14 protein-coding genes are annotated in these 15,862 nt (G+C 72.5%); 11 read left to right on the forward strand and 3 right to left on the reverse strand.

What is annotated here, in order from left to right; genetic code table 11:
- Window positions 1-322 precede the first annotated feature (322 nt).
- Together I003_RS0121270 and I003_RS0121275 are read right to left on the reverse strand one after the other, a co-directional pair.
- Window positions 323-1,408: a magnesium and cobalt transport protein CorA gene (locus tag I003_RS0121270; RefSeq protein WP_037721343.1), complete on the reverse strand. Its 1,086-nt coding sequence runs from the start codon at window positions 1,406-1,408 to the stop codon at window positions 323-325.
- A gap of 112 nt (window positions 1,409-1,520) precedes the next feature.
- Window positions 1,521-2,879: a family 43 glycosylhydrolase gene (locus tag I003_RS0121275; protein WP_027773357.1), complete on the reverse strand. Its 1,359-nt coding sequence runs from the start codon at window positions 2,877-2,879 to the stop codon at window positions 1,521-1,523.
- A gap of 261 nt (window positions 2,880-3,140) precedes the next feature.
- Here I003_RS0121275 and I003_RS0121280 point away from each other — a divergent pair, with 261 nt between their 5' ends.
- From I003_RS0121280 to I003_RS0121315, 8 genes are all read left to right on the forward strand, one after another.
- Window positions 3,141-4,343, forward strand: coding sequence for an ROK family protein (locus tag I003_RS0121280; protein WP_027773358.1), 1,203 nt, complete (start codon window positions 3,141-3,143; stop codon window positions 4,341-4,343).
- 34 nt (window positions 4,344-4,377) lie between these two features.
- Entirely contained in the window at window positions 4,378-5,190 is an 813-nt protein-coding gene (locus tag I003_RS0121285; RefSeq protein ID WP_027773359.1) for an ABC transporter permease, read from the forward strand.
- Complete coding sequence (locus I003_RS0121290) at window positions 5,187-5,966, forward strand: ABC transporter ATP-binding protein (RefSeq protein ID WP_027773360.1); 780 nt, start codon at window positions 5,187-5,189, stop codon at window positions 5,964-5,966. The genes I003_RS0121285 and I003_RS0121290 overlap by 4 nt, the downstream gene beginning before the upstream one ends.
- Window positions 5,967-6,045: 79 nt before the next feature.
- Complete coding sequence (locus tag I003_RS0121295) at window positions 6,046-7,032, forward strand: aliphatic sulfonate ABC transporter substrate-binding protein (RefSeq protein WP_027773361.1); 987 nt, start codon at window positions 6,046-6,048, stop codon at window positions 7,030-7,032.
- Window positions 7,029-8,498, forward strand: coding sequence for a sulfatase family protein (locus I003_RS0121300; RefSeq protein WP_027773362.1), 1,470 nt, complete (start codon window positions 7,029-7,031; stop codon window positions 8,496-8,498). Before I003_RS0121295 ends, I003_RS0121300 begins: the two co-directional genes overlap by 4 nt.
- A gap of 312 nt (window positions 8,499-8,810) precedes the next feature.
- On the forward strand, window positions 8,811-9,017 hold the full coding sequence (locus I003_RS36510) for a hypothetical protein (protein WP_027773363.1): 207 nt from the start codon (window positions 8,811-8,813) through the stop codon (window positions 9,015-9,017).
- Between the two features lie 145 nt (window positions 9,018-9,162).
- Complete coding sequence (locus I003_RS0121310) at window positions 9,163-10,776, forward strand: phosphodiester glycosidase family protein (RefSeq protein WP_027773364.1); 1,614 nt, start codon at window positions 9,163-9,165, stop codon at window positions 10,774-10,776.
- 72 nt (window positions 10,777-10,848) lie between these two features.
- Entirely contained in the window at window positions 10,849-11,859 is a 1,011-nt protein-coding gene (locus I003_RS0121315; RefSeq protein ID WP_027773365.1) for an alpha/beta hydrolase, read from the forward strand.
- Window positions 11,860-11,897: 38 nt separating this feature from the next.
- Here I003_RS0121315 and I003_RS0121320 read toward each other — a convergent pair whose 3' ends face one another.
- Window positions 11,898-13,106 (reverse strand): membrane protein, encoded by a 1,209-nt coding sequence (locus I003_RS0121320; protein WP_027773366.1) that lies wholly within the window; start codon window positions 13,104-13,106, stop codon window positions 11,898-11,900.
- 115 nt (window positions 13,107-13,221) lie between these two features.
- Between I003_RS0121320 and I003_RS0121325 the strand changes: the two genes are divergently transcribed.
- From I003_RS0121325 to I003_RS0121335, 3 genes are all read left to right on the forward strand, one after another.
- The gene (locus tag I003_RS0121325) at window positions 13,222-13,905 is read left to right on the forward strand and encodes a response regulator transcription factor (protein WP_027773367.1); all 684 of its coding nucleotides are present in this window, start codon (window positions 13,222-13,224) and stop codon (window positions 13,903-13,905) included.
- Complete coding sequence (locus I003_RS32810) at window positions 13,889-15,439, forward strand: sensor histidine kinase (protein ID WP_078564239.1); 1,551 nt, start codon at window positions 13,889-13,891, stop codon at window positions 15,437-15,439. Before I003_RS0121325 ends, I003_RS32810 begins: the two co-directional genes overlap by 17 nt.
- A 212-nt stretch (window positions 15,440-15,651) precedes the next feature.
- Window positions 15,652-15,862: transposase (locus I003_RS0121335; RefSeq protein WP_027773368.1), on the forward strand; the 211-nt coding region annotated here is incomplete at its 3' end.

Genomic DNA, 15,862 nt, shown 5'->3' on the forward strand with positions numbered 1-15,862 from the left:
GCCGCGGGGCGGAGGAAGTTCGGAAGTGCCGGGGCAGGCGTGGGCAAACCGTGCGGCGTGGCCGGTTTATGCCTGGACGCGACCCTCGAACCGGGCTCCGAGCAGCCGTGCGGTTCGAAACGGCGGCGTACGCGCATGTCGGAGTCTTCGTCTCCTGCCGTACGAGGTCTTCCTGTTTCCTGTGGCTGGCGCCGTGTCCGATCCTACGGTGGACTCATTCTAAGTCAAGAAGGACGCCAACTTCGTATCGGATCGGAGTAATCTGAGCAGAGGTTACCCCCCGGATTCGGACACCTGTCCCCGGAAGCTGGCGGGACGAACGTCAGAGCCAGCCGTTGCAGCGGAAGCCCCGGTGGACCACGACGCACGCCACCGCGATGACCAGCAGCGTCGCCGGATACCCGTAGACGGAGTCCAGCTCCGGCATGTGCGCGAAGTTCATCCCGTACACCCCGCACACCATGGTCGGGATCGCAATGATCGCCGCCCACGCCGTGATCTTCCGCATGTCCTCGTTCTGCGCCACGGTCACCTGCGCCAGATGCGCCTGGAGTATGGAGTCCAGCAGCACGTCGTACGACGTGATCTGGTCGGTGATCCGCTGCAGGTGGTCGGCGACGTCCCGGAAGTAGGCCCGTATCCCCGGCGCGATGTGCGGCATGGGGCGGGTGGCGAGCCGCTGCAGCGGCCGGTCCAGCGGCGTGACGGCCCGGCGCAGTTCCAGCAGCTCGCGTTTGAGCTGGTAGATCCGGCCCGCGTCGCCGCTTCGGGCGTGCTCGCTGAAGACGGCGGACTCCACGTCGTCGATGTCGCGCTGCACCGCGTCGGTCACCGCGAGGTAGTCGTCGACGACGTGGTCGGCTATCGCGTGCAGCACGGCCGCCGGCCCCTGGGCGAGCTGCTCCGGCGACGCCTCCAGCGTCTCGCGCAGCGGGCCCAGCGAGCCGTGCGGCCCGTGCCGGATGGTGATGACGAAGTCGGGTCCGGCGAAGACCATCAGCTCGCCGGTGTCGACGACCTCGCTGGTCGCGGTCAGCTCCGCGTGCTCGACGTAGCGCACGGTCTTGAAGACGGCGAAGAGCGTGTCGTCGTACTGCTCGACCTTGGGCCGCTGATGCGCGTGCACCGCATCCTCGACCGCCAGCGGATGCAGCCCGAACAGGTCCGCGAGCCCGGCGAACTCCTCCTGGCGCGGCTCGTGCAGCCCGATCCACACGAACCCCCGGCCGCGCCTGCGCACCTGCCGCCGCGCCTCGGCGGCCGGGCAGTTGCCCTGCTGCAGGCGCATGCCGTCCAGGTACGACACGCAGTTCACCACGGAGCTGCCGAGCGGCGAGCGGGCGTGGTGGCTCAGGTCCACGGTGCACCGGGGTGCCCTGCGCACCACGTGGCGGAGGCTCTTGATCATCGACACTGCGGGCTCCTTCGGCGGACCGGTGGCCAGTCTGCCACCGGTCCGCCGCGCGCCTGACTCCCCGGTGGCGATCACCTGCGGCTCCGGAGGGGAGCTCGGAGCGCGGTCAGTCCCCGGCCGTGCGCCCCCGGCGTCGTTGCACGTAGATGCGCCCGTCCTGTCCGCCGGTGTACTCCAGGCGCACGACTCCGGGGACGGCGGCGTCGGCGATCCGGGCGGGGTCGGCCCAGTAGCCGACGTTGGGATTGCGGAAGAAGGTGGCCCACAACCCGCCGTCGGCGTCGGTGAAGAAGTTGTTGTGCCCGGCGCCGACCCCCGCGGTCCAGCGCCGGGAGTAGGGGCCTTCGAAGCGGTCGGCGACGGCGACGACGGCGTCGTACTGGTACTGGACACGGCCGGTGCCGCCGGGTTCGTAGGCGTGCCGGGTGCTGCCGTAGGCGTCGAGGCTGGCGCGGTTCCATGCGGCGTGCAGCAGGAAGTACTTCCCGCGGTGGCGGAAGACGTAGGCGCCTTCCAGGTACGGCTCGGGGGAGTAGCGCTGCTGGGTGAAGCGCGGCAGGTCCGTCGCCGGGACGATGTCCTCCATGTCGTCGCGGAACTTCGCGTACAGGTCGTTGTGCAGGACCAGCCAGGCGTCGTCGCCCTCGGCGTACAGGCTGCCGTCGATGTGGTGGTACGCACCGGGCTCGATGAACGACGGGCCGCCCTTGACCGGGTCGCCGAAGGGCTTGCCGAGACTCCCCTCCACCAGCCGGTACGGACCCTCCAGCCCGCCCTCGCTGACCAGCATGAACGACCCGACCAGGCGCGAGTGGTCGCCCATGCACGCCACGATGTACCAGCGCCCGGCGACGTAGTGCACCTCCGGCGCCCAGACGTTGGCGCGCTTGCCGAACATGTCGTCGTGCCAGTACTCCTGCCAGGGCGCGACGACGGTGTGCCCGGCCCGGTTCTCCCCGGTGAACTCCGGCGACCAGACCTTGCCCTTCTCGGCGTCCGGCCGGATGCCGGTGGTGTCCGCCAGCCGCCAGGGACCGTGCAGGGAGCGGGCCGTCCACACGAAGATCCCGTCGTTCCACGGGCTCGCCGACTCCAGCCCGGGGACACGGGTGGTCCCGGTGGCGACATAGAGCGGACGGCCGTCCACCTCGAAGCAGTTGACGTAGGTGTCACGCATCCACACCCGGCCCAGGTCCTCGTCACGCGGGCGCAACTCCAGCGGCAGCACGAAGGAGTTGTCCTCGCGCGGCCACAGGTCGGCGCGGGTGTCGGCGAGTCCGTACGGCTCGGGGTCCGGCCAGTTCCCCGCGGCACCGCCGCCGCCCGCGGCCGGGGCCGCGTCCGTTGATCCGGGAGCCGTCGCCGAGGCCGGTACGGGCGCCAGCGCCGCCGCCGCTCCCACGGAGCCGGCGCCGGCGAGCAGGGACCGCCGGCCGATGGGCGAACCGCTCGCTGAGTGAGTCATCTTCTCTCGTCCTCCCTCGTCGTGCCGCTCGCACCGGCGGCAGCCTGGCGCACAGCATGCGAACGCCCGGAGATTTTCGTCAACAGGTCGGAAAAATAATCCGGCCGGGCCGTACCCGCCGCCGGATCCGCGCCCCGGAGCATCCCCGCAGGTCACGCGCAACTCCCTCGTGCGTCAGTCGCGGCGAAGTCGTGTGACGGGAGTCTTGCGGTCGTGTGTATCTTTTTTCCGACCTGTTGACGAAAAACGCGGGGCGTCTCCATGCTGTCGGCCATGCACCCCTCCGCCGGCCCTCTCTCCCGCCTCCGCCGCGAGCACGAAGAGCGCGTGCTCTCCCTGCTGCGCAGGCACGGCCCTCTCAGCCGCGGCGAACTCGGGACCCGCTGCGGGCTGTCCCGCACCACGCTGTACGACATCGTCGGCGACCTCGTCGCCAACGGCGCCGTCGTCGCCGCCGTACCGCTGGCCGAGGAGCGGCGGCGCGGCCGGCCCGTGGAGAAGCTCTCCCTCAACCCCGACGCCGGGCAGGCGCTCGGCATCGACTTCGCCCGCCGCGCCGTCCACGTCGCCGCCGTCAACGTCGCCCACGAGATCGTCGGTTCCGCCAGCGAGCAGCACGCCCCCGACCTGTCCTGGGAGGAGCGCGTACGGCTCGCGGAACGGCTCGTCTCCACCCTCACCGGCGGCGCCCTGCGCCTCGGTGCGCTCGACGCCATCGGCGTCGGCGTCGTCGGCCCCATCGGCGCCCCCGGCGACCTCACCGCAGGCGGCAGGCGCCTCGACGTGCTCTCGGACCTGCTGCGCAAGAGCTTCGGCGTGCCCGTCCTGCTGGACAACAACACCCGCCTGGCCGCGCTCGCCGAGGCCACCTGGGGCGCTGCCGCGGACGACGCCGACGTGCTCTACCTGCGCGTGTCCCACGGTGTCGGCGGCGGCCTCGTCGTCGGCGGCTCGCTGCACCGCGGCGCCTTCGGGCTCTCCGGCGAACTCGGCCACGTCACCGCCGTGCCGGCCGGCGCGCCCTGCGAGTGCGGCGGCGCCGGCTGCCTGGAGACCGTGGCCTCCGTCGGCGCCGTTCTCGACGCCTACCGCGCCGCCGGTGGCAAGGCCGACGACCTCGCCGCCTTCACCGCCGCGCTGTCCGCCGGCGACGCCGCGGCCCGCGCCGTGCTCGCCGTCGCCGGCGCCCACATCGGCACCGTGCTCGCCGCCGTCTGCAACGCCATCGGCCCCGGCGTCATCGTCATCGGCGGTGAACTCGCCCGCACCGGAGAGGCGCTGACCGGGCCCGTCGAAAAGGCACTCCGCACGCACATCATGCCCGCCTCCCGCGACCGCGTGGTGCTGCGCCCCGCGACCCTCGGCGCCACCGGCGGCGCGCTCGGCGCCATCGCGCTGGTGCTGCACGAATCCCCCCTGCTCTCCCACTACCCCGCAGAAGCCGACCCCGAGGACGACGCGTGAGAAGCGTCAGACGCGTGAGACGAACGAGGTACCTATGGCCGTGATCACCACACCCCGCAAGCGGGCCGCCCAGCCGCGCGACCGCCGCACCGGGCGGCGCGGCCAGGTCCGCTCCCTCGTGCTGAACGTCACCGCCCTCGCCGGGGGCGTGGCCGTCTGGGCGGTGCTGGCCGCGCTCAACGTCGAGAGCCTGCCGGGGCCGCTGGCCGTCGCGCAGAAGGCCGGCGACCTGATCGCCGACGGCACCCTCGCCGACGACCTGCTCGCCAGCCTGCGCCGGGTCTTCACCGGCTTCGCGCTCGGCACCGCGCTGGCGATCCCCGTCGGCTTCCTCATGGGCTGGTATCCGACGGCCCGCGGGCTGCTGGAGCCCTACGTCCAGTTCTTCCGCACCATCCCGCCGCTGGCGCTCATCCCGCTGGCGATCGTGCTCATGGGCATCGGCGAGACACCGAAGGTCTTCGTCATCTTCCTGGCGGCGTTCCTGTCGTGTGTCGTCGCCGCCTTCCAGGGGGTGGTCGACGTCGACCGCACCCTCATCAACGCCGCCCGGGTCCTCGGCGCCTCCGACCGTGTCATCTTCCTGAAGGTCGTGATCCCCGCGTCGACCCCGTTCATCCTCGTCGGCATGCGCATCGGCCTCGGCGCCGCCTGGGCCACCGTGGTGGCCGCCGAGCTGATCGCCGCCCAGGAGGGCCTCGGCTTCCGCATGCAGCACGCCCAGACCTACTACGACCTCGACACCATCTTCGTGGGACTCCTCACCATCGGCGTCCTCGGCCTGGTCATGGACCGGCTGCTGCTGCTCGCCGAACGGCGTCTCACCGGCTGGCAGGAGCGCCGATGACCGAGAAAATCTCCTTCCGGGACGTCGTGAAGACCTTCCCGATGAAGGGCACCGACTTCACCGCCCTGGACGGGGTGTCACTGGACATCGCCGACCGCGAGTTCGTCACCGTCGTCGGCCCCTCGGGCTGCGGCAAGAGCACCCTGCTCAACATGGCCGCGGGGCTCGCCGAGCCCACCTCGGGCGACGTCCTCGTCGACGGCGGTCCCGTCACCGGGCCGGGTCCCGACCGCGGGGTGATCTTCCAGCAGTACGCCCTCTTCCCCTGGCTGACCGTGCGCAAGAACGTCGAGTTCGGGCTGCGGCTCGCCGGGCTGACGGCGGACGAGCGCGCGACGCGGGCCGACCACGCCATCGAGCTGGTCGGGCTCACCGACTTCGCCGACGCGCTGCCCAAGACGCTCTCCGGCGGCATGAAGCAGCGCTGCGCCATCGCCCGCGCGTACGCGGTCAGTCCGCAGGTGCTGCTGATGGACGAGCCGTTCGGGGCGCTGGACGCGCTGACCCGCGTGCAGTTGCAGGACCAGCTCCTGGACACCTGGAGCCAGGACAAGCGCACCGTCATGTTCATCACGCACGACGTCGACGAGGCGGTCTACCTGGCCAGCCGGGTGGTGGTGATGGCCGCCCGCCCCGGGCGCATCCACCGGATCGTCGACGTCGCGCTGCCCTATCCCCGTACCGAGGAGATCCGGCTGTCGCCCGAGTTCGGCCGGATACGCAACGAGGTCTGGCACTCCGTCTACCACCAGGGCGCCGCCCCGGCCGCCGCCTGACCCACGCCCCCGTACCCGGACACCTCTGCGCCCGCGCCCCTCACGAGACTTCAGCACACCCGGAAAGGACCACCCCGCCATGCGTGCGACCCGCCGTACCCTCGCCCTCTCACTCACCGTAGCGCTCATGTCACTTCCGGTCGCCGCCTGCTCCGACGACAGCGGCGGCGGGTCGGACGGCTCCACCGTCCGCTTCGGCTACATCAACGACTACAACGGCGCCAGCCTCCTGGCGATCGCCGAGAAGCAGGGCCTGTGGAAGGAGGCCGGCCTCGACGCCGAGGTCTCCGTCTTCAACAACGGCCCCATCCAGATCCAGGCCCTCGGCGCCGGCGACCTCGACTTCGGCTACATCGGCCCCGGCGCGATGTGGCTGCCCGCCTCGGGCAAGGCCGACGTCATCGCCGTCAACACCCTCGGCTACGCCGACCGCGTCATCGCCCAGCCCGGCATCACCTCCCTCGCCGGCCTCAAGGGCAAGAAGGTCGGCGTCCCCGAGGGCACCTCCGGCGACATGGCGCTCAACCTCGCGCTCCAGGAGGAGGGGATGTCCATCGACGACGTCGAGAAGGTGCCCATGGACCCCGCGACCATCGTCTCCGCGTTCTCCTCCGGGCAGATCGACGGCGCCGGCCTGTGGTACCCGATGATCGACGAGATCAAGGCCAAGGTCCCCGGCCTCCAGGAGGTCGCCAGCACCCGGGAGATGGAGGACAGCTTCTTCCCCACCGCCTTCGTCGCCGGCACCGGCGTCGACCCCGAACTGTCCACCAAGGTCATCAGGGTGCTCCAGAAGGCCAACGACTGGCGTTTCGAGAACCCCGGGGAGTCCGTCGCCGAGACCGCCGGCATGCTCAAGCTCGACGAGAAGAAGGTCGAGGCCGACGCCGCCAACCAGGAGCTGCTGCCCACCGAGGACCTCGTCGCCAGGACCAAGGACGGCACCGTCGGCGACTGGCTGAACGACCTGGCCGAATTCTTCGTCGGCACCGGCCAGCTCCCGCAGGCCCCGGACCCGGCGGACTACTACCTCGGCGACCTCTACACGAAGGCGTCCGCGAAGTGAACCTGCTGTTCCTGATGACCGACCAGCACCGCGTCGACACCCTGGGCTGTTACGGCAACCCGCATGTCGCCACCCCCCACCTCGACCGGCTCGCCGCCACCGGCACCCGCTTCGAGAGGTGCTACACCCCCACCGCCATCTGCACCCCCGCCCGCGCCAGCCTGCTCACCGGCCAGGCGCCGTTCCGCCACCGGCTGCTCGCCAACTACGAACGCAACGTCGGGTATCTGGAAGACCTCCGCGGCGACGCGTTCACCTTCCCCGGCGCCCTCGCCGAACGCGACTACCAGCTCGGGCTGATCGGCAAGTGGCACGGCGGCACCCACCGCAACGCCGCCTCCTACGGCTTCGACGGGCCCGACCTGCCCGGCTGGCACAACCCCGTCGACCACCCCGACTACCTCGCCTACCTCGACGAGCGGGGGCTGCCGCCGTACCGGATCTCCGACCCGGTGCGCGGCACCACCCCCAACGGCAACCCCGGCAACCTGCTCGCCGCCCGGCTCCACCAGCCGGCCGAGGCGACCTTCGAGCACTACCTGGCCACCCGCGCCATCGAGCACCTGGAGACCTACGCCGCGACCGGCCGCCCGTTCTTCCTCGCCACCCACTTCTTCGGCCCGCACCTGCCCTACCTGCTGCCCGACGAGTACTACGACATGTACGACCCGGATCTGGTCGAGCTGCCGCCGTCGATCGCCGAGACCTTCGAGGGCAAGCCGGCTGTCCAGCGCAACTACAGCGCCCACTGGACCTTCGACACCATTCCCATCGAGGTCACCCGCAAGCTGATCGCCGTCTACTGGGGCTACGTCACCCTCATCGACGAACAGATCGGCCGCATTCTCGCCCGGCTGGACGAGCTGGGGCTGACCGACGAGACCGCGGTCTTCTTCACCGCCGACCACGGCGAGTTCACCGGCGCCCACCGCCTGCACGACAAGGGCCCGGCGATGTACGAGGACATCTACCGCATCCCCGGCATCGTGCGCGTCCCCGGCGCCCCGCCGCAGGTCAGGGACGAGTTCGTGACCCTCACCGACTACACCGCCACCCTTCTGGACCTCGCCGGCTGCGACACCGCGCCCGCCGTCGACAGCCGCAGCCTGCTGCCGCTGGTCCGCGGCGAGCACCCCGAGTGGCCCGCGGAGCTGCTCGCCGAGTTCCACGGCCACCACTTCCCGTACCCGCAGCGCATGATCCGCGACGAGCGCTACAAGCTCGTCGTCAACCCCGAGTCCGTCAACGAGCTGTACGACCTGCGCGCCGACCCGCACGAGCTGACCAACCGCTATGCGCACCCCGAACTGCTGCCCGTACGCGGCCGGATGCTGCGCCGGCTCTACGACCTGCTGCGCGAACGCGGCGACAACTTCTACCACTGGATGACGCCGATGTACGACGTCGGCGCCCTCGACCACGACCCGACGCTCAGCGCTTTCGAACCGGAAGGAACCACCGCATGAGACGGACGTGGACACGGACCGCGCTGCTGCTGTGCGCACTCCTCGCCGGACTGCTGCCCCTGTCGCCGGCGACGGCCGCGGACCCGGAACCCGCGGCCCCGGTGCCGGCACCGGGGGAGAGCGCCGCCCCCGGCACCTACACCAACCCGGTCACCGACGGCGTCGTCGACACCTTCCCCGACCCCGTGACGATCCGCGGCAAGGACGGCGCCTGGTACTCCTACGGCACCACGAACCCCGTGTTCCAGTCCGGCGGTGAGCAGGGCGAGCGGATGCTGCCGATCCTGCGCTCCGAGGACCACCGCCGACACGATGCTGCTGCGGCTGTCGTACCACCACGACGCGGACCACGGCGAGCACGAGGTGCGCGCGGCCACCAGCCGCGACGGCCGCACCTGGGTCCACAACGGCGTGTGGACGCTGCCCGGCGACGAGCGGCTGCAGATCGGGCTGGTGTCGATGAACAGGGAAGGAGCGGTCGCGAAGTTCGCCTACGTACGCACCCACCGGAGCCGCTGACATCGGGGTACTTGCCTCCGACGTCTTGACGGCGGTCTCGATCACGCTCACCGTTGCTGAGGCTGGTCCACCGGCCCCGCCGGCACCCCCGGGTGCCGGCGGGGCCGCCTCGTGCGCTCCCGTACGTCACCTCGGAGAGGTCCTTGTGAACAGCAAACTGCTCGGCGCGGGCACCGTTCTGGCGCTTCTCGCCTCGTTCGCGGCGATGCCGTCCGCGTCCTCCGCCCCCTCCTCGGCGGCGGCGAAGCCCCTGCCCCTGGGCGACCCCGGTCTGACCGAGACCCGGACCACCGAGACGCTGCAGCCGGGCGTCACCCTCACCCGCATCGTGCGCGGCGCGGGCACCGCTGAACTGCCGTGGACCGTGGAGGTGTCGATCCCCGGCGGCACCGGCTCACCCGACCCCGACGCCCCGCCCGCGGCCCTGCGGGACCGGGCCAGCGCCGAGGAACTGGCCGCGACACTCACCGCCGAGGGCTTCGCCGCCCGCGCCGAGGAGGTCACCACGCCCGCCGTCGCGGACTTCGCGGGCGGCACCCTCGGCTGGCGCGTCCGCGTCGGCACCTTCGACGCCCAGGCCGAGGCGAACGCCGAACGGGCCCGGCTGGTCGCCGCCGGATACGCGGGCTCCGCCGCGTACACCGGCTGGGACGGCGACGCCGGCGTCCGCGGCACCTGGCGGGTCGACGTGCTGACCGTCGACCCGCGCGCGTTCCGCGGCGGGCTCGTCGCCGGTTACGGGCGGGACCTGGAGAACCGCGAGAAGACCAGCGAACTGGCGACCGCGGCGGGGGCGACCGCCGGGGTGAACGCCGGGTTCTTCGTCCTCGACCCGAAGGCCGGCGCGCCCGGCGACCCGGCGGGCGCCGGCGTCTACGACGGCCGGCTCCTCAGCGAGTCCGTCGGCACGCGGCCCGCGCTCGTGCTCAGCGACTCCGCCCGGGGCACCCACGTCGCCCGGCTCGGCTGGGAGGGCCGGGTCACCGCCGCCCGCGGCGCGCTGCCGCTGGACGGCATCAACCGCGTACCCGGCCTCATCCGCAACTGCGGCGGCACCGCCGACGACGCCCCCACCCACCTCCCGCTGCACGACGTGACCTGCACCGACGACGACGAAGTCGTCGCCTTCACCGGGGAGTACGGCGCCCGCACCCCTGCCGGGGACGGCACCGAAGCCGTACTCGACGCCCGCGGCCGGGTCACCGAAGTGCGCTCCCCCCGCGGCGGCGCACTCCCGCCCGGCGGCAGCTCCGTCCAGGCCACCGGCGAGCACGCCGGCGACCTGGCCGCGCTCGCGCGCTCCGGTGAGAAGCTGCGGATCAGCCACGGGCTGCGCGACGACCGCGGGCGCCCGGTAGCCACCCCGCCCGGCACGGCCGTCGTCAACGGCGGGCCGGAACTCGTCCACGACGGCCGCCTCCACGTCACGCCCGCCGCCGACGGCATGGTCCAGCCCGGCAACCCGAGCTTCTACTACGGCTGGATGCACAAGCGGAACCCGCGCACCCTCGCCGGCACCGACGCCGCGGGCCGCACCGTCCTCGTCACCGCCGACGGCCGCGCCACCGACTCCCTCGGCCTCAGCATCCCCGAGAGCGCCGACGTCGCCCGCGCGCTGGGGCTGCGTGACGCCGTGAACCTCGACGGCGGCGGATCGACCACGATGGCCGTGGGCGGCGAGGTGATCAACGACCCGTCCGACGCGGCCGGGGAACGCCCGGTCGGCGACGCGCTGCTGATCCTGCCCGAGCGGCGCTGACACTCCGGGCCCCCGGAACACCCCCGCGAACCCGGCACCGGCCGAACGTTCCACCCTCACCAAGGAGCCGCCGTGGTACCCGTTCTGACCGTGAGAAAACGCTTTCTCCTCTTTCTCTCCGCCCTGCTCCTCACCGTCGTCCCCGCCGCCCCGTCGCTCGCCGCGGCGGCCCCGGAGGCCGCCCCGCAGGGCGGCCCCCGGGGTGACGCCGAGGTCGTCGGCGTCACGCAGGTCGGGGAGCGCCTGGTCGACTTGTCGGTACGGTCCCCGGCCCTCGGCGGCCGCACCGTCCCCGTACGCCTGCTGACCCCCGACGGCTGGGACCCGGACGACCCCGGCCGGCACTGGCCCACCCTGTGGCTGCTGCACGGCTGCTGCGGCGACTACACCTCGTGGACCTCCGCGACCGACGTCGAGGACACCGACAGCCTGCGAGACGTCCTCGTCGTCATGCCCGAGGCGGGCTGGAACGGCTGGTACAGCGACTGGTGGAACTTCGGCGAGGGCGGCGACCCGGCGTGGGAGACCTTCCACACCGACGAACTGCGCCGCCTGCTCGAAAGCGACTGGGGCGCCGGCCCCAACCGCGTGGTGGCGGGCCTGTCGATGGGCGGCCAGGGCGCACTGATGTACGCGGCCCGGCACCGCGGCATGTTCAAGGCCACCGCCGCCTACTCCGGCGCCGCGCACCCGCTGCTCAACGACGAGTCGGTCAACCGCATCATGGGCTTCTTCGCCGGCCAGGGCGACGACCCCCGCCGCGTCTGGGGCGACCCGGTCGACCAGCGCGCCATCTGGCAGGCCCACGACCCGTACTACCTGGCGAAGAAGCTGAAGCCGCTGCCGGTCTACCTCTCCTGCGGCGACGGCACGGCCGGCCCCCTCGACCCGCCCGGTGCCCTGGACGCGCTGGAGGCGGACTTCAACAGGCAGAACCACGCCCTGGCCGACGCCCTGAAGAAGGCGGGCGCCAAGAAGGTGACGACCAACTTCTACGGCCCCGGCAAGCACACGTGGGCGTACTGGGAGCGCGAGTTGCACGCCTCGCTGCCGATGCTGCTGGGCGCGCTGAAGGTGCGCTGAACGTGCACTGACGGCAGGCCGTCGGGGCAACGGGCCGCTCACGGCGGCCCGTTGCCCAGCAGCGCCAGCGCCCCGTACGCGCCGGAGACCAGCGCCAGCACCCCCACCACCGCCGCGCACCGGCGCCCCGGCCAGTGCGCCATGGGCACCGCCAGGGGGAGCAGCAGCGGGAAGGCCGGCGTCATGAGGCGCGGGCGGGAGCCGAAGTAGGCCGACCCGACGAGGGAGAGGGCGACGACGGCACAGGCGTAGGTGACCAGGGCGAGCGGCAGCCGCCGGCGGACGCACAGCCATAGGAGCAGGCCGACCAGTCCCAGCGTCGCGCACAGGGCGGCGCCGCCGAGGGGGGAGGGCCAGGGGCCGGTGAGAAGGCCCAGGACGAAGGTGGCGAGGGCGACGCCACCGTCGACGTGATTGCCCCAGGCCGCCTGGACGTGGAAGTAGCCGAAGGCGCTCTGCTCGCGCACCCCGACGTAGGCCAGGTACGCGATCCAGCCCAGCGGGGCGAGGAGCATCCCGGTGAGCAGCCGCCCGTGCCGGCGCAGCAGCGCCCTGACCGGGGCACCGCCGCGGGCCCCTGCCGCCAGGTGCGCGGCCCCGGCGGCGCCGAGCGCGGCGATCAGCGCCGCGGCCGTCGGGCGGCACAGCCCCGCCACCGCGGCCAGCACCCCCGCCGTCCGCCAGCGGCCGGTCAGGGCCGCGTGGAGGGACCACGCCGCGAGCGCCGTGAACAGCGACTCGGTGTACGCCATCCACTGCACGAACCCCGTCGGCAGCGCGCCCCACAGGGCGGCCAGGAGGACGCCGGCACGGTGCCCGGCGACGTGGGCGCCCACCGCGTAGACACCCCACGCCGCACCGAAGGAGGAGACCCACGCCACCAGCAGCCCGGCGTCCGCGACCCCGAGCGGCGAGGCCTCCGCCGACAGCCGTTCCAGCGCCGGAAGAAGCGGGAAGAAGGCGAGGTCCGGGTGTACGCCGCCGCCCGGCAGCCGGGCCTCGAAGCCGTAGCCGTTCTGCGCGATCCGCTGGTACCACACCGAGTCCCAGCGGCCGTTGAGCCGGTGCAGCGGGTCCTCGCCCGCCCAGGCGGCGCCCGCGCAGAGCAGGAGCAGCCCGGTGAGCCGCACCGCCGCGTACGCCGCCAGCCCGGGCGCCGCCGCCGGCGCCGCGGCGCGCAGCGCCCGCAGCAGCCGCCGGGCGGCGGAGGAGGAGGGGACCGGGTGCGTACGCGACAAGGCCGTCATGGGAACCGGATGCTCCCCGGCGACCGCTGTGAGGACGCTGAAGGACCCTGAGGAACCCCTCAGACCTGAAGAGTTCCTTCAGGAAGGGGGCGGGGGCCGCGGGAATACTGGAGGCATGCGGTTACTGGTGGTCGATGACGAGGAAGGGCTCGCGGCGTCCCTCAAACGGGGCCTGGAGGCGGCCGGTTACGCCGTGGACGTGGCCCACGACGGCCACACCGGCCTGTACCTGGCGCGGGAGTACCCGTACCAGGCGATCGTGCTCGACATCATGCTCCCCGGACTGAACGGTTACCGCGTGTGCGCCCGGCTGCGGGCGGACGGCGTCGACACGCCCATCCTCATGCTGACGGCCAAGAACGGCGAGTACGACGAGGCCGAGGGACTGGACACGGGCGCCGACGACTACCTGGCGAAGCCCTTCTCCTACGTCGTGCTGGAGGCCCGGCTGCGGGCGCTGCTGAGGCGGGGCGGTTCGCGCACGCGGGCGGTGATGCGCATCGGCGACCTGTGGATCGACCCGGCGGGCCGCTCCTGCGGGCGTGGGGAGACCAGGGTCGCGCTGACCGCGAAGGAGTACGCGGTGCTGGAGTGCCTGGCCCGCAGGTGCGACGAGGTCGTCTCGAAGCCGGAGATAGCCGAGCAGGTGTGGTCCGCGGACTTCGACGGCGACCTGAACATCGTCGAGGTGTACGTCAGCGCCCTGCGCCGCAAGATCGACGTGCCGTTCGGCCGCCGCTCGATCACGACGGTCCGCGGCTGCGGCTACCTGCTGACCGGCCATGCCGCCGCCCGCTGAGCCCCGGCCCGCGACCGCCCCCCGGCCCCGCCCGCTGCGCCGCGCGGCTGCGGCCCCCCGGGCCCGGGTCGCCGTCGCCGCCGGTGCCGCGGCGGGCGGGGTCCTCTTCGTACGCCCGCTGCTGGGATACGGCGGGCTGTTCGGGGTGGTCGTCGTGGTGGCCGCCGCCTGGGCGGCGGGGCAGGGCGGCGCCCTCCGGCTGCGGCTGTGGGGCGCCCTCGGGGCGGGCGCGATGACGACCGTCCAGTTCGCGGCCCGCGCCGCCCTGGGCAGTCCGCTCGACGCCTACTACGGCTACGGAACCAGCAAATCAGTGATGTCGGTCGTCGAGACGCCCGTCTTCGTCAGCCCGCTCCTCGGCCTCACGGTCGGCGTCACGGCCTGGCTGTGCGCGCAGCCCGCCGGCCAGGGGGTGCCGCTGAGGGCCCGGTTCGCGCTCGTCGCGTACGGCGGCACGGTGCTCGCCTCGTCCGCCGTGGTCTCGGTCTCGTCGGCACTGGCAGCGGCCCACTACGGGGAGTTCTCCTGGGGCCCGGACGATTTCCGCGGAGAACTGCTCTACCTGACGCAGACCGCGGCCGTCCTGATCGCCGCCGGCGCCTGGATGACGGCCGGGCGGGCACTGCGTCCGGTGGACGCCATCCGTACGGAGCTGGAGGACATCACCCTTCGTTCGCTGAACCGGCGCGTGCCCGTGCCCAGGGGAGGAGACGAGCTGACCAGGCTGGCTCTGACCACGAACGAGATCCTGGGCCGCCTGCGGCGCTCGACCGAGACCCAGCAGCAGTTCATCGGCGACGCCTCGCACGAACTCCGCAGCCCGCTCGCGGCGGTGCGGGCATCGCTCGAATCGCTGCTGGCACACCCCGACGAGGTCGACTGGCCGACCGCCGTGCGCGGCGCACTGCACGACCTGGAACGGCTCCAGGGCCTCAGCGAGGACCTGCTCCTGCTGGCCCGGCTCGAAGGCACCGCGCCCGCCCCCCGCGACCCCGTCAACCTCACCGACGTCGTCCACGATCTGGTCGAAGAACACCGCCACCTGCGCCGCCCGCACCCCCTTCAGATACGCCTCGGCTCCCCGGGCCCGCCCGCGTGGGTGGTCGGCAGCGGCAGCCAACTGGAGCGCATGCTGCGCAACGTGCTGGACAACGCCTGCCGCCACGCCGACAAGGAGGTCGAGGTGGCCGTCCGTACCGAACGGCACGACGGCGCCGACACGGTACGGATCGACGTGTGCGACGACGGCCCCGGCATACCCGCCGCAGACCGGGAGCGGGTGTTCGAGCGGTTCAGCCGGCTGGAGGACGCACGCGCCCGCACGTCCGGCGGAGCCGGACTCGGCCTGGCCATCGCCCGGGAGATCGCCGACCACCACGGCGGCACCCTGCGCTTCACCGACGCACCGCAGGGCGCACACGCGGTCGGCCGCCTGCCGGCCGCCGGACCGGGACGGCGACCGGACCCGCCCACGACCCGCCCAGCCGACGGTTGGGCGGGTCACTCACTGGAGACGGATTTTCACAGTCAGTGATCATGGTGTTGTCGAAGTTCCGGCGGTGATGGAGGAGAGGGGCCGGACATGGGGAAAGTCGGCAGCGTCAGCTTGTACGGGGGCGAGTCGGAGTCATCGGACAATCTCAGAGGGCGGTTCGTGACTCTTTGATGGGTTATCGCGTCACCTGTTGGTGTGGGTACGGGGCGGAGTCTGCCGGTCCATAGCCGCTCGTCTGCTGGTGTGATGGTGTGAGTGAACGCAAGCTGTACCCCAGCGACTTATCCGACGAGCAGTGGGCTCTGATCGAGCCGGTGATCACCGCGTGGAAGGACCGGCACCGCTCGGTCAGCGGTCACCAGGGCGCCTACGCGATGCGGGAGATCGTGAACTCGATCCTCTACCAGGGCCGGACCGGCTGTCAGTGGGCCTACCTCCCGCATGATCTGCCGCCGAAGAGCG

This window comes from Streptomyces sp. CNQ329 (genome assembly GCF_000482585.1).